The sequence below is a fragment of the Zoogloea dura genome, from assembly GCF_012927165.1.
Taxonomy (GTDB): domain Bacteria; phylum Pseudomonadota; class Gammaproteobacteria; order Burkholderiales; family Rhodocyclaceae; genus Zoogloea; species Zoogloea dura.
Genome location: NZ_JABBGA010000030.1, coordinates 17,632 through 35,265, shown reverse-complemented (window position 1 = coordinate 35,265; position 17,634 = coordinate 17,632). Strand labels below are relative to the sequence as shown.

Sequence of the window (17,634 nt, the reverse complement as noted above, 5' to 3'; positions counted from 1 at the left end):
GTGCGTCCCTCAGCGTGAGCTGCTGGCCAGTTCGGCGTTGAGCAGCAGGGCGCCGACCCCGACGACCTTTTCGCCGGCCTTCACGCCGCTCCACACATAGGCGTGGGTGCGGGTCTGCACGGCGAGGCTGACATCACGCTTTTCAAAAACGCCAGGCTCGCGTTCGACGAACAGGTAGTTCTTGACGCCCTCCACCAGCAGGGCGCCGATGGGCACCCGCGGCAGCTCTTCACGGGTGTCGGCGAGTAGGGCCACCTTGGCGTACATCTCTGGCTTGAGCAGGCCTTCCCGGTTGTCCACCGCAACCCGCGCCTGGACCCGCCGGGTCTGTGGATCGAGGGTGGGCGCGACGCGCACCACCTTGCCTTCGAAGCTACGGTGCGGGTAGGCCGACACCTCGACCTGGGCGGCCTTGCCGACGGTGACGATGGGCAGGTCGCGTTCGGGCACATCCACCAGCACCGACAGCTTGTTCATGTCGGTGACGACGAAGAGCGGCTCGGGCAGGTCGGGGCGGACTTCCATGGATGGATTGATCTGGCGGGTGGCCACGATGCCGGAGATCGGGGCGCGCAGCTCAAAGCGCTGGCTGCCCGCGGCGAGCTTGCCGCCGGGGGCCAGGTTGCCCAGGCGCAGGCGTGCCCGTTCGGCCTCGGCGCGGGCCTGCTGCCAGTCGGCCTGGGCGGCCTCGAGTTCGCGGCGCGGCAGCACTTCGGCTTCGACCAGGCTGCGGACCCGCTCGAGGCTGGATTTCTTCTGTTCCGCGTCGGCCCGGGCCTTGGTCAGATCGGCTGCCGCGGTGCCCAGCTCGGGGGCGTCGAGGATGGCCAGGACATCTCCCGCCTTGACGCTGTCGCCGACATTGGCCCGGATCTCCACGACCCGGCCGGCGATCGGGGAGAACAGGCGGGCCGTGGCATTCTCGTCGTAGGCCACCCGCGCGGCGAGGGGGTCGTCCATGGGCACAGGGGCCAGGCTGGCCACCTCTGCCTGGATCTGGGACAGCTGCGGAGCGGCGGTGGGGAAGCGCAGCACGCCGGGCTCGGCCGAGGGCTTCTGGACGACCGGCTCGGCCTCCGGGGCGGGCTGGTCCTCGTGGAAGTGGTAGTAGGCAGCTCCGCCCAGGGCGGCAAGGATGGCGATCGAAAGGGCGAGGACGCGGGGTTTCATGGGTTTGGTTCTCCAGCCAGACGCAGCATGAAGGCGGCGCGGGCAAGGTCGGCCCGTGCCTGCGCGGCTTCGAGGCGGGCGGCGCGCAGGCTGCGCTGGGTGTCGAGATAGTCGGTGAGGCTCATGCCGCCCCTCTGGAGGGCGACGTCGGCGCCTTTCCCGGCGCGCTCGGCGGCTGGCAGGATGACTTCGACGGTACGCTCCAGGCGGGCCCGGCTGGCCGCGTAGGCGCTGCGCAGGCGCGCCCGTTCGCTGTCGGCGGCGGTGAGGGTGGCGCCCAGCTGGGCTTCGGCCGCGGTGTAGTCGGCCTCGCTGCGGGCGATGTCGCCGCCGTAGTCGTAGCCGAGGAAGAGGGGGATCGACAGGCTGAGGCCGATCGACGATTCGGAGTAGCTGTTGTTGATGTTGGCGGGGGCGTGTTCGTACTGCAGCCCCACGGATACGTCGCGGGTGTGCTGGGCGCGGGCCAGCTCCCGCAATGCGTCGGCCTGGGAAATGCGCTGGCGGGCCGCCAGGATGTCGGGGCGGTCGGCAGGCAAGGGGAGCACGGCGGCTTCGTCGGCGGGCCAGTCGTCTAGCACTTCAAGGCCTTCTGCGGTGGGGCGCCCGCCCAGCACGGCGGACAGGGCCACGCGGGCCTGGGCCAGCTGGGCTTCGGCCTGTGCGGCGTCGTTGGCCACGCGGGCCGCGTCGGCGGCGACGCGCGCCACGTCGACACCAGCTAGGTCGCCGGCTTTGCCGCGCAGTTCGGCGGCCGTGGCGGCGCGGGCGGCCAGCCTGGCGTTGTCGGCCGAGATGCGTGCGGTGGCCTGCGCCGCGCGCAGATCGACCCAGGCGTTGGCGAGGTCGCTGCGGGCGAGCCGGATGGTGTTGTCCAGATCGGAGCCGCTTGCTGCAAGGTTGTCATCGGCGGCGCGCAGGCGGAGTTCGCGCTTGTTGCCGCGTTCGATCTGCTGGTCGATCCGGATGGTGTTGTCGGTCGCCCGGTCCCAGTGATTCGAACCGCCCGGGCGGTGAGGGCTGGAGCCGCTGGCCGAGATGGCGAGGGTCGGGTTGGGGCGGGCGCCGGCGATCTGGATCCCGGCACGCGCAGCGGCGACTGCGCTGCGCGCCATCATGATGGACGGGTTCGCCTCGAGCAGGCGGGCGTCCGCTTCGGCGAATGTCAGGGGGGCGGCGTGGGCGCAGCCCAGCCACAGGGTGCTGATGAGCAGTAAAGGGATACGCATGCCTGTCTGCCGGAGGAGTCAGGCGGTCAGTCTACGTATGCTCCCTGACGGACGGCTGTACTGAGCCTTGCGTGAAGCTTGCGGTCTCGGCGTCCAAGCGCGGTTGGACGGCGTGGTAGGTGAGTCAGGCCTGGGCTGCAGGAGGCAGGCCGTCGGAGCGAGGGCCCAGCAGGCGGCCGACGATACGCCGGATCATGCCGCCCGATACCACCTGACCCGCCTGCGTGGAAGGGCCGCTGGCCTCACTCCGCGGTGCCCGCCTTGCGGGCGCGTCCACGTGACCGAGGGCGAAGCAGGCGCTGTAGAAGGCGAAAACATAGCGTTGCGGGATGCCGAGCTGACGTACCGTGTCACGCAGGCTGAGCGGTCCGCGCGACCAGAGTCCGGCGATGCGCACGGCCTCTGGAGGCAGAGGCAGGCGATTCAGATTGGGCCAGCTGCCCAGGCGGACCGGGGTGTCCACGTCGGTTCCGGCGGGGAGCCGGCCACGGGACGCCCACAGGGCCAGCTCCCATTCGAAGTCTTCCAGTGGCCTTGCCGACAGCCCCGCCGGAACCGAGGGCGTACGGGGGTCGAGGGCGGCCAGGCGGACGGTTCCACGGGTGGGCAGCTGGGCGAGGGCGCGCAAGGCATTGGCGCTGCGGGCCGAATAGACCCGGCCGTTGCGTGGGTCAAGATAGAGGGCGGGGCCTTCGGTGTCGTCGATGCGCACCGGCAGGGCGATCTCTCGGGCATGGCTGACGGCCCGGGCCACCAGCCCCTGCAGAAAGAGTTCGGGCTGGTACTGGATCTGCTCGCGCGCGTCCAGGTCGTTCAGGTCGACGTCGGGCATCGAGCCGACGTACAAGGTGGCCAGGCGTTCCTCGAAGCGGCGCAGCAGGCCGGCCGGTTCGGCCGCGGGCACGAAGGTGGGGTGGCTGCGCAGGGCGTCGAAGGGCATCTCGTCGGGGATGTTGTCGAGGGCGTCGGCGGCACCTTCGGCTGCATCGGCCAGGCCGCCTGCCGCCTGCCGCGGCAGCAGATCCCGGGCCTGGCCTAGCGCGGCGAAAAGCGCGCCCGGACGCAGGGGCTTGGGTAGCTCGATGGTCAGCGGGTCCGGCCGGTAGCCCGCAGGGCGGCGGGTCACGATCAAAGGGCGCAGGGGATAGAGCAGGCGGTGGGCGGCCAGCAGGTAGGGCCCCAGGTCACTGTCCATGTCGATGAAGGCTGCATCCGCGCCGGCTTCCTCGGCCAGCCCCCAGGTTTCCGTGCCCAGCCCGCTCAGGCAGGCCTGGAAGCCCTTCAGGGCTTGTTCGTCCATGCCGGTGTGGCAGAGTCGAAGCGTGGTGTCGGTCATCGAGGATTCTCCCGGGGGGGCGGCGGACTGGCCCGGAAACTCTCGCCGGGCTTCGGATGCGTCCCGATGCTTGATCGGGGATGAGCCCCGATTCTAGGTCGTCAAAGTCGAGTGCGCTCATGCAAATAGGGTTTATTTGTTATTTTTGTGATTTTTGCCGTATGAATTTCTGTTTTGCCGGTTCGAGGCAGGATCCCGCTCGGGGACGCGGAGATGTTCCCCGCCAGGCCTGGGGGGGCGGCGAACCGGGGCCGGCCATGCGGGTTTTTGTTATCAGGATGTTAGGGCTCGAGGCATGCCCATCTCTTCTTTGCTACTGATAAAAGGGGGACGCCTGTTGTCCGCCCGCGGAAAGCCCGGGCGAACAGCGCGATTCACGCCATGAGGAATTGCTCCCCCGTTGCGAAAATCGAGTTTTTGCTGATTCAGTCAGGAGAAGATCATGAGAGCAACTGCCAGTCTTTCCCGCGGCCTGATCGCCATGCTTGTCCTTGCCATGTCTGCCCAGCTTCCCCTGGCGCGGGCGGAGATTGTCGATACCGATGCGATGGCAGCGAAGACCAGCCAGGTCGAGCAGGAGCGGGCCAGGGTGCGTGATTTCCTCGATCGCGCCAACGTCAAGGAGCGCCTGCAGGCGCTGGGCGTGGATAGCATGGTGTCCGCCGATCGCGTCGCCTCCCTGAGTGAGGAGGAGGTCCATGCGCTGGCCCGGAAGATCGACGGGATGCCTGCCGGCGGTAATCTGAGCAGCACCGACATCATCATCATCATGCTCATCGCCATTCTCATTGCGATCGCGATCTGAGATGGCGGCAGGCCGTGCCGTGCGGGTATGGCGCAGGCGGATGGTGGTGCTGGCCTTCGTGGCGGCAAGCGGCTGCGCCAGCCTTCCCGGCCCACTCCCTGACCAGGGGGCGGGGGCTCCCGGAGGGCTGCCGTCCAGGGTCGAGCTGAGCGATGTCCCCTTCCATGCCCAGGATGCCTACCAATGCGGGCCCGCCGCGCTGGCCATGGTGTTCGGCAGCGCCGGCGTCGAGCGCACGCCCGGGCAGCTCGTCCAGCAAGTGTATCTGCCCCTGCGGCACGGCAGCCTCCAGGTCGAACTGCTGGCGGCCACACGTCGCGCTGGGCTCGTCCCCTATCGACTGGCGCCTCGTGCCGAGGCCTTGCTGCAGGAGGTGGCGGCCGGCCACCCGGTGCTGGTGCTCCAGAACCTGAGGTTCGATGCCTTCCCCCAGTGGCATTACGCGGTGGTGGTCGGCTACGACCTGGTGGCGGGCGAGATCATTCTCCGTTCGGGCGGCGAAAGGCGTCTGACCATGCCCATTGCCGTCTTTGACCGCAGCTGGGCCAAGGGCGGGCGCTGGGCTTTTGTTGCCCGGTCGCCCGAGGATCTGCCGGCATCCGCTGACGAGGCCGGCTACGTGGCTGCGGTCGCCGACCTGGAGCGGGTGTCGCCTGAGGCGGCGGCCCGCGCCTATGGCACTGCCCTCCGGGCCTGGCCGGCCAACCTGCTTGCGCGCATGGCCCTGGGTAATGCCGCCTATCGCCGACATGAGCCGGACCTTGCCCTCGAACACTACCGCCAGGCGGTGAGGGCGCATCCCGAAGCCGCCGATGCCTGGAACAACCTGGCACAGGTCCTCCACGACACCGGAAGGCACCGGGAGGCCCTGCAGGCAGCCGAGCAGGCCGTGGCGACCGGCGGGCCCCGTCAGGACGTCTACAGGGCCACGCTGACCGGGATCCGGGCGGCGGCGATCCGCTGATTCCTGGCGGCTTGATCCGGGCTGGCAGCGGGTTCCACCGCTTCGCCGAAAAGAATCCCTGCCAGTGCTCTTGAAAAGGTCACGACCCGACCCTATTATTAGCACTCGCAGGGGTTGAGTGCTAACAGGGCGCCGCCCCGTACCTCGCCAGTTCGCTGGCCTTGATTTTTTTGGTTGGGCACCTTGCCCGATGTAAACGAGTAGGAGATCACTACATGAAAATCCGTCCCTTGCATGATCGCGTGATCGTCAAGCGCGTTGAAGCTGAGCGCACCACTTCCAGCGGCATCGTCATCCCCGACTCCGCCGGTGAAAAGCCCGATCAGGGCGAAGTGCTGGCCGTCGGCAACGGCAAGATCCTTGAGAACGGCGAAGTGCGCAAGATGGATGTCAAGGTGGGCGACCGTGTGCTGTTCGGCAAGTACGCCGGCCAGACCGTCAAGGTCGACGGCCAGGAAGTCCTGGTCATGCGTGAAGAAGACATCATGGGCGTGCTCGAGGCCTGAGTGCCGCGCGGACGCCTGATGGCGCCCGCACCATAGCCCGACGGGCGATGATGGTCCCTCTGTCCTCGCTCACCGCGTCATATAAAGAATTCCGGAGAAACACTAAATGGCAGCTAAAGAAGTCAAGTTCGGCGATTCCGCCCGTTCCCGCATGGTTGAAGGCATCAACGTCCTGGCCGATGCGGTCAAGGTGACCCTGGGCCCGAAGGGCCGCAACGTGGTGCTCGAGCGCTCCTTCGGCGCCCCGACCGTGACCAAGGACGGTGTGTCCGTGGCCAAGGAAATCGAGCTCAAGGACAAGTTCGCCAACATGGGCGCCCAGATGGTCAAGGAAGTCGCTTCCAAGACCTCCGACATCGCTGGTGACGGCACCACCACCGCCACCGTGCTGGCCCAGTCCATCGTTCGCGAAGGCATGAAGTTCGTGGCCGCCGGCATGAACCCGATGGACCTGAAGCGCGGCATCGACAAGGCTGTGACCGCCACCCTGGAAGAGCTGAAGAAGCTGTCCAAGCCCTGTTCGACCAACAAGGAAATCGCCCAGGTCGGCTCCATCTCTGCCAACAGCGATTCCTCCATTGGCGACATCATCGCCAACGCCATGGAAAAGGTTGGCAAGGAAGGCGTCATCACCGTTGAAGACGGCAAGTCCCTGCAGAACGAACTCGACGTGGTCGAGGGCATGCAGTTCGACCGTGGCTACCTGTCCCCCTACTTCATCAACAACCCGGACAAGCAGGTTGCCATCCTGGACAACCCCTTCGTCCTGCTGTTCGACAAGAAGATCTCCAACATCCGCGACCTGCTGCCGGTGCTCGAGCAAGTGGCCAAGGCTGGCCGCCCGCTGCTGATCATCGCTGAAGACGTGGACGGCGAAGCGCTGGCCACCCTGGTGGTGAACAACATCCGTGGCATTCTGAAGACCTGTGCCGTCAAGGCCCCGGGCTTTGGCGACCGTCGCAAGGCCATGCTGGAAGATATCGCCGTGCTGACCGGCGGCCAGGTGATCGCCGAAGAAGTCGGCCTGACCCTCGAGAAGGCCACCCTGGAAGATCTGGGCCAGGCCAAGCGCATCGAAGTGGGCAAGGAAAACACCACCCTCATCGACGGCGCCGGTGTTGCCGAGCGTATCGAAGCCCGCGTCAAGCAGATCCGCGTGCAGATCGAGGAAGCCACTTCCGACTACGACCGCGAAAAGCTGCAGGAACGCGTGGCCAAGCTGGCCGGCGGTGTTGCCGTGATCAAGGTTGGCGCCGCCACCGAAGTCGAAATGAAGGAAAAGAAGGCCCGCGTGGAAGACGCCCTGCACGCCACCCGCGCTGCCGTTGAAGAAGGCATCGTCCCCGGCGGCGGCGTGGCCCTGCTGCGTGCCCGTGCCAACCTGTCCGGCCTGAAGGGTGACAACCACGACCAGGACGCCGGCATCAAGATCGTGCTGCGTGCCATGGAACAGCCCCTGCGTGAAATCGTTGCCAACGCTGGCGCCGAAGCTTCCGTGGTGGTTAACAAGGTGACCGAAGGCACCGGCAATTTCGGCTACAACGCTGCTACCGATGTGTACGGCGATATGGTTGAAATGGGCGTGCTGGACCCCACCAAGGTGACCCGCACCGCGCTGCAGAACGCCGCGTCCGTGGCCGGCCTGATGCTCACCACCGACTGCATGGTGGCCGAACTGGCTGAAGACAAGCCGGCCGGCGGCATGCCCGACATGGGTGGCATGGGCGGTATGGGCGGCATGGGCATGGGCATGTAATTGCTTCCCCCGGACGCTCAGTCCTCTGAAAAACCCCGCCTTGTGCGGGGTTTTTCTTTTTTTGTGCTTGGTTGGGACCCTCGCCAAGCCGCGCGTTTCGGTTTATAACTCTGCCATAAACCAAAATAAGCAGTGTGCGGGAGGGGAGAGATGATCAAGGCGACCTTGACCGGGCAGCGCCTGGTGGCGGTGTTCCTGCTGGGCTGTGTGCTCGTGAACTACCCGGTGCTGTCGGTGTTCGATCCGGCTGGCACATGGGGAGGCATTCCGGTCCTGTATCTCTATGTTTTCGGAGTGTGGGCGGCGGTCATCGCCCTGATGGCCTGGATCATCGAGTGCTAGCGCGATGATCCACGTTCTCATCGTGCGGGCGGGGTGAGGCCATGACCGGCTCGATCATCGTCGTTGCCTCCTTCCTGTACCTGGCCTTCCTCTTCGCGGTGGCTTACGTTGGCGACAAGCGTGCCGATGCGGGCCGCTCCCTGATCGCCAATCCAACCATCTACGCCCTGTCCCTGGCGGTGTATTGCACCACCTGGACCTACTACGGCAGCGTCGGCCGGGCTGCCTCGTCCGGATTGGGCTTCGTTCCGATCTTCCTGGGGCCGACCCTGGTGGTGGCTCTGTGGTGGTTCGTGATGCTGAAGATGGTGCGCATCGGCAAGACCCATCGCATTACCTCGATCGCCGACTTCATCGCCTCGCGCTACGGCAAGAGCCAGTTGCTCGGCGGGCTGGTCACGGTGATCGCCGTGCTGGGGGTGATTCCCTACATCGCCCTGCAGCTCAAGGCGGTGTCCACCAGCTTCAGCATCCTGACCCACTACCCGGCCATCGTGATGCCAGCCAAGTCGGAGACGGTGCCCTGGCTGGCCGATACGACGCTCTACATCGCCCTGATGATGGCGGCCTTCACCATCCTCTTCGGCACCCGCCACCTGGACGCAACCGAGAGGCACGAGGGCATGGTGGCGGCGGTGGCCTTCGAGTCGCTGGTCAAGCTGGTGATCTTCCTGGTGGTTGGGCTCTTCGTCACCTTCAGCCTGTTCGATGGCCCTGAAGACATCTTCTCCAGAGTCGCGGAAGACCCGGCGCTGCGGCATCTCACCGGCATGGAGGCGGGCGGCAACAGTTTCGGCAACTGGTTTGCCCTGACCTTGCTGTCGATGCTGGCCGTGATGTTCCTGCCGCGGCAGTTCCAGGTCGCCGTGGTGGAGAACGTCAACGAGAACCACCTACGCCGGGCCATCTGGCTGTTCCCGCTGTACCTGCTGCTGATCAACATCTTCGTGCTGCCCATCGCCCTCGGCGGCCTGATCCATTTTGCCGGGCAGGGAGTGGATGCCGATACCTTTGTGCTGACCTTGCCGATGGCCTCCGGCCATGGCTGGCTGGCCTTGCTGGTGTTCATCGGTGGGCTGTCGGCCGCCACCGGGATGATCATCGTCGAGACCATCGCCCTGTCCACCATGGTCTGCAATGACCTGGTGATGCCGCTCCTGCTCCGCTATCGCTGGCTGGCCCTGCAGGGGCGCGAGGATCTGTCCGGCCTGCTGCTGGGCATCCGCCGGTTTGCCATCGTGCTGATCCTGCTGCTCGGCTACCTGTATTTCCGTCTGGCGGGGGAGGCGCATGCGCTGGTCAGCATCGGGCTGATCAGCTTTGCGGCGGTGGCCCAGTTTGCGCCGGCGATGATCGGCGGCATGTACTGGCGCGGTGCCACCCGCCCCGGGGCCCTGGCGGGGCTCTCCGGTGGTTTTGCGGTGTGGTTGTACACCCTCCTGCTGCCCTCCTTCGCCAAGTCGGGGTGGTTGCCCATCGAGTTTCTGCAGGTCGGGATCCCGGGGACGGAGTGGCTGCGCCCCCAGGAGCTGTTCGGCCTGAAGGGCCTCGATCCGATAGCCCACAGCCTGTTCTGGAGTCTGCTGGTGAACATCGGCGCCTATATCTGCGTCTCCCTGATACGGCGACCAAATGCCCGCGAGGCGGGGCAGGCCACGCTGTTCGTGGATGTCTTCAAGCAGAGCCGGCCGGCTGGCGACGCCTTCTGGCGGGGTAGTGCGCGGATTGGCGATCTGCTCCCGCTGATCGGCCGTTTCATCGGACCCGAGCGGGCCAGGGGGGCGTTTGCCGACTACGCGCGCAGCCGCGGGGTGGCGGGGGTCGATGCCTTGCCGGCCGACGCCGGGCTGGTGCATTTTGCCGAGACCACCCTGGCGGGGGCCATTGGCAGCGCCTCGGCCCGGGTCATGGTGGCTTCGGTGGTGCAGGAAGAGCCCCTGGGGCTGGACGAGGTGATGAACATCCTCGACGAGGCTTCCCAGGTGCGGGCCTACTCCAAGCGTCTGGAGCTCAAGTCCCGGGAACTGGAGACGGCTACCAGCGAGTTGCGTTCGGCCAACGAGCGCCTCAAGGAGCTGGATCGCCTCAAGGATGACTTCATGTCCTCGGTGACACACGAATTACGTACCCCGCTGACCTCGATCCGAGCCTTCTCCGAGATGTTGCTCGATGATCCTCGGATCGATCTGACCGAGAGAAAACGCTTTCTGGGAATCATCGTCAGCGAGACGGAGCGGCTGACCCGCCTGGTGAACCAGGTGCTCGACATGGCCAAGATCGAGTCCGGACACGCCGACTGGCACAACGGCGAGGTGAGTCTGATCGAGGTGGTCGAGCAGGCGGTGGCTTCCACCAGCCAGCTCTTCAAGGACAAGGAAGTTGCATTGACGATGGATCTGCCGGAGTCCGTGCCGATCCTGCTGGCTGACCGGGATCGCCTGGTCCAGGTGGTGCTCAACCTGCTCTCCAATGCTGTCAAGTTCGTGGCGCGGGGGGAGGGGCGCGTGGCGATCCACCTGTGCGACACGGGAGAGGGCCTGCGCGTGGATGTCGCCGACAATGGCCCAGGCCTTACCGAGCAGGAGCAGATTGTTGTTTTTGAGAAGTTTCGGCAGGGTGGCAACACCATGACGGACAAGCCGCAGGGGACTGGCCTTGGATTGCCGATCAGCCGCCAGATCGTGGAGCACTATGGGGGGCGGCTGTGGGTGGAAAGTGTTGCCGGGGCGGGGGCCTGCTTCTCCTTCCTGTTGCCTTGCGGCAAATCAACAGAAGGCAGCGAAGAGGCAGGATAAACTAATACAAATGAACTGCACCCCCGGGGATGAGGCCTGCATGTGGCGGACTGTCCCGGAGTGGTGACGGGGGAGGGGACTGAATGACCAAAAAAATACTGATCGCCGACGACGAACAAAACATCGTCATTTCTCTTGAATTCCTGATGAAGCGTGAAGGCTTCAGCGTGTGTGTCGCCAACGATGGCCAGGAGGCACTCGACAAGGCCCGCAGCGAGCAGCCCGACTTGGTGTTGCTCGACGTGATGATGCCGCGCAAGAACGGCTACGAGGTGTGCCAGGAAATCCGGGCCGATGCGGCGCTGCAGGGCATGCGTATCCTCATGCTGACCGCCAAGGGGCGCGAGACGGAAGTGACCAAGGGTATTGCGATGGGGGCCGATGCCTACATGACCAAGCCCTTTTCCACCAAGGAGCTGGTTGCAAAGGTGAAGGCCCTGCTGGACGCTGCAGCGTGAGCGTCCAGTCCAGGCAGGCGCTGGCCGTACTTGCGGGCAGTGGTTTGGTGGTGGCCGTGCTGGCTGCGGCTGGTGTGGCGGTGTGGCGCGATCTGGGCGTAGACGAAAGAGATGTCCTGGAGCCCATCCTGAATCCCCGGATGGGGCTGCTCATCATGGTGGGGCTGGTGGGGGCCGGGGCCGCCGCGGTGCTGATGAAGTCTTTTGCCCAAGGGGCGCTGGCGGTGCCGGCGAAGATGGCCGACGAGCTGGGTTTGATCGTCGGGACTGATCCAGTCCGCCGTCTGGTGCCCGATGGCTCGCCCGAGTTGCGGCGCATCGCTGAGGCCGTCAATGCGCTGGCCGATCAGCGGCGCAGCCTGCAGGAGGACGTGGAAGCCCGCATCCGCGAGGCCCGCCTGTCGGTCGAGGAGGAGCGCAACCGCCTCGCGGCGCTGATGTCGGAGCTCAGCCAGAGCGTGGTGGTGTGCAATCTGGACGGCCGCATCCTGCTCTACAACAACCGGGCCAGGCTGCAGTTCAAGGCGATGTCCGATGCGCCTGCTGCGGCGGGGGGCGGTGAGATGATCGGCTTGGGGCGTTCGATCTACGCGGTGTTCGAGCGCAGCCTGATCGTCCATGCACTGGAGAGCATCCAGGAGCGCATCCGCCGCCAGAGTGCCCAGCCGGTGGCCAATTTTGTCACCACGACCCGGGCCGGGCAGTTGCTGCGGGTGCAGATGGCGCCGGTGCTGTCCTCTGCGGAAGGCGGCGGCGACGCGGTGGTGTCGGGCTTTGTGCTGATGCTCGACAACATCACCCGCAATTTCGAGGCGGAAACCCGGCGCGACCAGATGCTCCACTCCCTCACTGAGGGCAGCCGCTCGTCCCTGGCCAACCTGCGCGCCGCGGCGGAGATGCTGGAGTACCCGGATCTCGATGCGGAGCTCAGGGAGCGTTTTCTCAAGGTCATCCGTGACGAGGTGCAGGGCATGAGCAGGCGTCTCGACGATACCGCCAATGCCTTCGCCGATTCCCTCAAGACCCGCTGGCCCCTTGATGAAATGCTAGGGGCCGATCTGGTGGCCGCGGCCCAGCGGCGTGTCGAGAAAAAACTGAACCTGCCCACCAAGCTCGAGGAGGTGGATCCCGAGGTGTGGGTCAAGGTGGACAGCTTCTCCCTGCTGCAGGCCATCGGCTACCTGGCCAGCCGGCTGTCGGAGGAGTTCGAGGTGCGTGAAGTGCGCTTCCGCCTGAGTTCCGCCGGACGTCTGGCGCACCTGGACCTGATCTGGTCCGGGCAGGCCATGAGCACCGAGACCGTGATGGCCTGGGAACTCGAACCCATGACCTTTGCCGGCGAGAGCTCGCCGCTCACCGTGCGTGACGTGATCGAGCGCCATGACGGGGAGATCTGGCTGCAGCGCGAGAAAACCCAGCACCGTGCCTTTTTCCGGCTGTTGCTGCCGTCCGCACTGCCCCAGGAGCAGGTGGAGGCGGCGGCCTTCCTCAAGGGCGACAGCCGGCCCGAGTATTACGATTTCGACCTGTTCAAGCAAACCGAGGCCAGCCATGCCCTCGACGATCGCCTGCTGAGCGAGCTGACCTTCACCGTCTTTGATACCGAGACCACCGGCCTCAATCCCTCGGAAGGGGACGAGATCATCCAGATCGGTGCGACCCGCATCGTCAATGGCAAGCTGCTCAAGTCGGAGTCCTTCGAGCAACTGGTGGACCCGCTGCGAGAGCTGCCCGAGGCGTCGACCAGGATCCACGGCATCACCCCCGACATGCTGTTCGGGCAGCCGCCCCTGGCCAAGGTGCTGCCGTCCTTCCATGCGTTTGCCGAGGACACCGTGCTGGTGGCCCACAACGCGGCTTTCGACATGCGTTTCCTGCAACTCAAAGAGGCCAGTACGGGGGTCCGGTTCACCCAGCCGGTGCTCGACACCCTGCTGTTGTCGGCGGTCATCCATCCCAGCCAGGAATCCCACCGCCTGGAGGCCATCTGTGAGCGCATGGGGGTGCATGTGATGGGGCGTCACACCGCGATGGGAGATGCGATCGTGACCGGCGAGGTTTTCCTGCGCATGATCCCCCTGCTGGCGGAGATGGGAATCCGGACCCTCGGCGAGGCGCGTCAGGCATCCGAGAAGACTTACTACGCCCGGGTCAAGTACTGAGTTGCCGGCCATGGGGGCGCCCGCAGACCTGTTCTCCGATCATGGCCGGAACCTCCGGCAGGGTGGCCTCGCGGGGCTGTTGAGGCGCGCCCCCGTGCAGGTCCAGCCGGAGGCATCGGTGCGGGTGGCGCTGGGCCTCATGCGGGAGAAGCGGGTGGGGGCGGTGGTCGTCACGGATCCCGCGTACGGCCTGCCTCTGGGAATCCTGACCCAGCAGGATGTCATCGAGCGGGTGGTGCTGGCCGGTGGCGGGCTCGACGAGCCCGTCGCGGGCGTCATGACCGGCGGGGTCGTGGCGCTGCCGGTGTCGGCCTCGGCCCACCAGGCGCGTCTGGCCCTGGCCCGGCATGACCTGCGTCACCTGGTCTTGCTGGATGCGGCCGGGGGGCTCGCCGGCGTCGTGTCGCGCAACGATCTGTATGCTGCGCGGAGCTTCGATACGGACGATCTGGTCGAGGCTATACAAGGGGCGGGCAGCCTCGATGCGCTTGCCGCGGCGGCCGGGAGGGTTCGCGAGGCGGCCGGCGACATGGTGGCCGGGGGCGGTGAGGCGGAGCGGGTGTGCGAGTGGATCGCGATCCTGAACGACCTGATCGTCCAGGCGGCCATTGATCTTGCAGAACGCGAGTTTGATCTTCCCCTGGTGCGCTGGTGCTGGCTCGGTTTTGGATCGGAAGGGCGCCTGGAGCAGACGCTGGACACGGATCAGGACAACGGGCTGCTCTTCCTGCCGGAATCGAAGGTGGATACGGAAAACCTGAGGTCCCGCTTCCTGCCGTTTGCCCAGCGCGTCAATGCGCTGCTCGACCATTGCGGCTTTCCCCTGTGCAAAGGAGGGGTGATGGCCGGCAATCCCCGCTGGTGTCTTTCTCTGGCCGAGTGGCGGGGTCAGTTCGCCTCCTGGATGAGCTCGGCCAGTCCGGCCGATCTTCTCAATGCGACGATCTTTTTCGATCTTCGGGCCTTGTCTGGAGACACCGGTCTGGCTGCGGACCTGCAGGACTGGTTGCTTGGGGCGGCCGGAGACAACCCGCTGTTCCTGCGCTTCATGGCAGCAAACTCCCTGCAGGCGGGGCCCCCTTTGGGGCGGATCCGGGACTTCGTGGTGGACAGGGAGAGTGGCCTGCTCGATCTGAAGCGCGATGGCAGCCGCCTGTTCGTTGATGTGGCACGTATCCATGCGCTGGCCCTGGGGATCACTGAGACCTCCACCGCTGGTCGCCTCAGGGAGGCCGGCGAGGAGCTTGGCTGGCCTGCTGGGGAGGTGGAGGCGTGTACGGAGGCCTTTGACTTCATCCAGCAATTGCGTCTTCGGCACCAGCAGGCAGGCGGTCAGGGGGCTGCGAACAGTATTTCGCCCGATTCCCTCAATGAGCTCGAGCGCGCCTTTCTCAAGGAGTCATTCCGGCAGGCGCGCAAGCTCCAGCAAAGGCTCCAGCTGCGTTATCAATTGTGAGCGCCGTTGCGGGCCCGGCTATACTCGGGCCGACGGAGACGGAGGGGCATACATTGAGGGACACCTACGCAAGGCAAGGGACCTACTGGCGCGAGAGCCTCCGGCTGACCGTGATCCTGTTGCTGGTGTGGGCTGCGGCCAGCTTCCTGCCCGGCTGGTACGCGGTGGAGCTCAATGCCATCAGGTTCCAGGGGTGGCCTCTGGGCTTTTACATGGAGGCGCAGGGCTGCCTGATCATCTTTCTGCTGATTGTCTGGATCTACGACCGCTGGATGGTCCGGATTGAGCGTCGCCATGGGTTCCATGAAAAGGACTGAGGCAGCCGGCCGATGAGTGTCCGTTCCCCGCTGGTGAGACGACTCTGGCGTTACTACGCCGTCTATGGAGTCGGCTTTGTCGGCCTGATCGTATCGCTGGCCATTGCCGAGCAGCTCGGCATGACGCCCCGCTGGATCGGCCAGATCTTCCTGTTCGCGACCATCGCCATCTACGCCCTGATCGGCGTCATGAGCCGTACCTCCGATGTGTCGGAGTACTACGTTGCCGGCCGGCGGGTGCCAGCGCTGTTCAATGGCATGGCGACGGCGGCGGACTGGATGAGCGCCGCGTCCTTCATCGGGTTGGCTGGGACGCTCTATTACTCGGGCTTTGCCGGGCTGGCCTTCGTCACCGGCTGGACCGGTGGCTATGTGCTGGTGGCCTTGCTGCTGGCGCCCTTCCTGCGGAAGTTCGGCCAGTTCACCATCCCCGACTTCCTGGGGGCCCGCTATGAGGGCCACTTTGCGCGGGTTGTAGGGGTGTTCGCGGCGGTCCTGGCCAGCTTTGTCTATGTCGTGGCGCAGATCTATGGCGTGGGCCTGATCACCAGCCGTTTCATCGGCATCGAGTTCGAGATCGGCGTGTTCGTGGGGTTGGCCGGCATCCTGGTGTGCTCCTTCCTGGGAGGGATGCGCGCGGTGACCTGGACCCAGGTGGCGCAGTACCTGATCCTGATCATCGCCTACCTGGTTCCGGTGACGATCCTTTCCTACAAGGTCACCGGCGTGCCGGTACCGCAGGCTGTGTATGGGCAGGTGCTCAACGAACTGGGCATCAAGGAGCTGGAGCTCTTCTCCGAACCGCGCGAGAACGAAGTCCGCAGCATGTACCGCAGCCGGGCCGAGGAGTATGCCCGCAAGATCACCGATCTCCCCGAGTCGCTGACCACAGAGCGTGCCGGGCAGGTCCAGCGGGTCACCGAACTGCGCACGATTGGCGCGCCCGCCAGGGAAATCGCCGCTGCGGAGCGAACCCTGCGTGATCTTCCCCGCACCCCGGACGAGGCGCGCCTGAAATGGGAGAAGGCGAGGCAGGACAGCCTTGCCCGATCCGTCAATCCACCACCTCATGCTGAGGCGTTCTCCGGTGCAGATCCGGCGGCGCGGGACAGCGCACGCAACAACTTCCTGGCCCTCAGCTTCGTCCTGATGCTCGGCACCGCGGCGCTGCCCCACATCCTGATGCGCTACTACACGACACCCTGCGTGCGTTCCGCGCGTCGTTCGGTGTTCTGGTCCCTGTTCTTCATCTTCCTGCTCTACGTCACGGCACCGGCCTACGCCGTGTTTGCCAAGTGGGAGGTCTACAGCAACCTGATCGGCAGCAATATCGGGAGCTTGCCCCCCTGGGTTGCCTCCTGGGGCAAGGTGGGCCTGGTCAAGGTGGAGGACATCAACGGCGACGGCATCCTCCAGCTCGCCGAGCTGACCATCAACAGCGACGTGATCCTGCTCATCATCCCGGAGATTGCCGGCCTGCCCTATGTGGTCTCCGGCCTGGTCGCCGCCGGCGGCCTGGCGGCAGCCTTGTCCACGGCTGACGGCCTGCTGCTGACCATCTCGCATGCCCTGTCCCATGACCTGTACTACAAGATGGTCAATCCCCAGGCCTCGACCCAGCGCAGGTTGGTGATCACCAAGTCGCAGCTCCTCGTGGTGGCGGTGGTTGCTGCGTGGGTGGCGTCCTTGCGGCCGGACAGCATCCTGTTCATGGTCGGGCTGGCTTTCTCCATCGCCGCCTCGGCCTTCTTCCCGGCACTGGTGCTGGGTATCTTCTGGAAGCGGGCCAACAAGTGGGGCGCGGTTGCCGGGATGCTTGCCGGCCTGGGGATCACCCTCTACTACATCGTCAGGACCCACCCCTTCTTTGGCGGTACCATGGCCGATGCCTGGATGGACATCCATCCGATCTCCTGCGGGGTGTTCGGGGTGCCGGTCGGCTTTCTTGTCATTGCCGTCGTCAGCCTCCTGACCCCGCCGCCACCGCCCGAGGTGCAGGCATTGGTGGACTTCGTGCGACTGCCGGACCGGGTCGGGACATTGCCGGTATTTGAAAAAAGACTTTGACTTTTTTCAGCCTTGGTATATAGTGCTGCCTCCACTTGGAGAGGTGGATGAGCGGTTTAAGTCGCACGCCTGGAAAGCGTGTTCAGGGTAATACCCTGACGCGGGTTCGAATCCCGCCCTCTCCGCCAAATTCAAAGCAGAAACGCCCCGCAAGGGGCGTTTCTGCTTTTTGCCGTGCCTGTTGCATTGTTGTTCCGGTGGAAGCTCTTGGTGCAGAGCGCGCCCGCACTCGAAATTGTGAAATAGTGTTGTGGCTAGATGCGCGCAAGCT

14 protein-coding genes and 1 tRNA gene are annotated in these 17,634 nt (G+C 65.5%); 12 read left to right on the top strand and 3 right to left on the bottom strand.

The window, feature by feature from the left end:
* Nucleotides 1-9 precede the first annotated feature (9 nt).
* From HHL15_RS22835 to HHL15_RS22825, 3 genes are all read right to left on the bottom strand, one after another.
* The gene (locus tag HHL15_RS22835) at nt 10-1,170 is read right to left on the bottom strand and encodes an efflux RND transporter periplasmic adaptor subunit (protein ID WP_169148127.1); all 1,161 of its coding nucleotides are present in this window, start codon (nt 1,168-1,170) and stop codon (nt 10-12) included.
* Nucleotides 1,167-2,399 carry a TolC family protein gene (locus HHL15_RS22830; RefSeq protein ID WP_169148126.1) on the bottom strand — a complete coding sequence of 411 codons (1,233 nt, stop codon included), beginning with the start codon at nt 2,397-2,399 and terminating at the stop codon, nt 1,167-1,169. Before HHL15_RS22830 ends, HHL15_RS22835 begins: the two co-directional genes overlap by 4 nt.
* Nucleotides 2,400-2,523: 124 nt before the next feature.
* Nucleotides 2,524-3,735 (bottom strand): hypothetical protein, encoded by a 1,212-nt coding sequence (locus HHL15_RS22825; RefSeq protein WP_169148125.1) that lies wholly within the window; start codon nt 3,733-3,735, stop codon nt 2,524-2,526.
* Between the two features lie 442 nt (nt 3,736-4,177).
* On the opposite strand from HHL15_RS22825, the gene HHL15_RS22820 reads away from it, so the two are divergent.
* The 12 genes from HHL15_RS22820 to HHL15_RS22765 all read left to right on the top strand — a co-directional run bounded on the left by HHL15_RS22820 (nt 4,178) and on the right by HHL15_RS22765 (nt 17,491).
* Nucleotides 4,178-4,540 (top strand): PA2779 family protein, encoded by a 363-nt coding sequence (locus tag HHL15_RS22820; protein ID WP_169148124.1) that lies wholly within the window; start codon nt 4,178-4,180, stop codon nt 4,538-4,540.
* Nucleotide 4,541: 1 nt separating this feature from the next.
* Entirely contained in the window at nt 4,542-5,504 is a 963-nt protein-coding gene (locus HHL15_RS22815; protein WP_235943619.1) for a PA2778 family cysteine peptidase, read from the top strand.
* A 215-nt stretch (nt 5,505-5,719) separates the two neighbouring features.
* On the top strand, nt 5,720-6,010 hold the full coding sequence (groES, locus tag HHL15_RS22810; protein ID WP_169148123.1) for a co-chaperone GroES: 291 nt from the start codon (nt 5,720-5,722) through the stop codon (nt 6,008-6,010).
* Between the two features lie 106 nt (nt 6,011-6,116).
* The gene (gene groL, locus HHL15_RS22805) at nt 6,117-7,766 is read left to right on the top strand and encodes a chaperonin GroEL (RefSeq protein WP_169148122.1); all 1,650 of its coding nucleotides are present in this window, start codon (nt 6,117-6,119) and stop codon (nt 7,764-7,766) included.
* 150 nt (nt 7,767-7,916) lie between these two features.
* Nucleotides 7,917-8,108 carry a hypothetical protein gene (locus HHL15_RS22800; protein ID WP_169148121.1) on the top strand — a complete coding sequence of 64 codons (192 nt, stop codon included), beginning with the start codon at nt 7,917-7,919 and terminating at the stop codon, nt 8,106-8,108.
* A gap of 41 nt (nt 8,109-8,149) precedes the next feature.
* Nucleotides 8,150-10,903 (top strand): ATP-binding protein, encoded by a 2,754-nt coding sequence (locus HHL15_RS22795; RefSeq protein WP_169148120.1) that lies wholly within the window; start codon nt 8,150-8,152, stop codon nt 10,901-10,903.
* A gap of 83 nt (nt 10,904-10,986) precedes the next feature.
* Nucleotides 10,987-11,361 (top strand): response regulator transcription factor, encoded by a 375-nt coding sequence (locus HHL15_RS22790; protein ID WP_169148119.1) that lies wholly within the window; start codon nt 10,987-10,989, stop codon nt 11,359-11,361.
* Entirely contained in the window at nt 11,358-13,523 is a 2,166-nt protein-coding gene (locus HHL15_RS22785; RefSeq protein ID WP_408065736.1) for a 3'-5' exonuclease, read from the top strand. The genes HHL15_RS22790 and HHL15_RS22785 overlap by 4 nt, the downstream gene beginning before the upstream one ends.
* Nucleotides 13,524-13,533: 10 nt before the next feature.
* On the top strand, nt 13,534-14,979 hold the full coding sequence (locus tag HHL15_RS22780) for a DUF294 nucleotidyltransferase-like domain-containing protein (protein WP_169148118.1): 1,446 nt from the start codon (nt 13,534-13,536) through the stop codon (nt 14,977-14,979).
* A gap of 53 nt (nt 14,980-15,032) precedes the next feature.
* Nucleotides 15,033-15,296: a DUF4212 domain-containing protein gene (locus tag HHL15_RS22775; RefSeq protein ID WP_169148117.1), complete on the top strand. Its 264-nt coding sequence runs from the start codon at nt 15,033-15,035 to the stop codon at nt 15,294-15,296.
* Nucleotides 15,297-15,308: 12 nt separating this feature from the next.
* The gene (locus HHL15_RS22770; protein ID WP_169148116.1) at nt 15,309-17,363 is read left to right on the top strand and encodes a sodium:solute symporter family protein; all 2,055 of its coding nucleotides are present in this window, start codon (nt 15,309-15,311) and stop codon (nt 17,361-17,363) included.
* Between the two features lie 37 nt (nt 17,364-17,400).
* Nucleotides 17,401-17,491: transfer RNA gene (locus tag HHL15_RS22765), tRNA-Ser, on the top strand.
* The last annotated feature ends 143 nt before the right edge of the window (nt 17,492-17,634 follow it).

Coding starts and splice junctions, on each gene's coding strand:
- HHL15_RS22830 (WP_169148126.1), bottom strand. CDS start 2,399: ATGCGTATCCCTTTACTGCTCATCAGCACCCTGTGGCTGGGCTGCGCC.
- groES (WP_169148123.1), top strand. CDS start 5,720: ATGAAAATCCGTCCCTTGCATGATCGCGTGATCGTCAAGCGCGTTGAA.
- HHL15_RS22780 (WP_169148118.1), top strand. CDS start 13,534: ATGGGGGCGCCCGCAGACCTGTTCTCCGATCATGGCCGGAACCTCCGG.
- groL (WP_169148122.1), top strand. CDS start 6,117: ATGGCAGCTAAAGAAGTCAAGTTCGGCGATTCCGCCCGTTCCCGCATG.
- HHL15_RS22825 (WP_169148125.1), bottom strand. CDS start 3,735: ATGACCGACACCACGCTTCGACTCTGCCACACCGGCATGGACGAACAA.
- HHL15_RS22790 (WP_169148119.1), top strand. CDS start 10,987: ATGACCAAAAAAATACTGATCGCCGACGACGAACAAAACATCGTCATT.
- HHL15_RS22800 (WP_169148121.1), top strand. CDS start 7,917: ATGATCAAGGCGACCTTGACCGGGCAGCGCCTGGTGGCGGTGTTCCTG.
- HHL15_RS22815 (WP_235943619.1), top strand. CDS start 4,542: ATGGCGGCAGGCCGTGCCGTGCGGGTATGGCGCAGGCGGATGGTGGTG.
- HHL15_RS22820 (WP_169148124.1), top strand. CDS start 4,178: ATGAGAGCAACTGCCAGTCTTTCCCGCGGCCTGATCGCCATGCTTGTC.
- HHL15_RS22835 (WP_169148127.1), bottom strand. CDS start 1,170: ATGAAACCCCGCGTCCTCGCCCTTTCGATCGCCATCCTTGCCGCCCTG.
- HHL15_RS22795 (WP_169148120.1), top strand. CDS start 8,150: ATGACCGGCTCGATCATCGTCGTTGCCTCCTTCCTGTACCTGGCCTTC.
- HHL15_RS22770 (WP_169148116.1), top strand. CDS start 15,309: ATGAGTGTCCGTTCCCCGCTGGTGAGACGACTCTGGCGTTACTACGCC.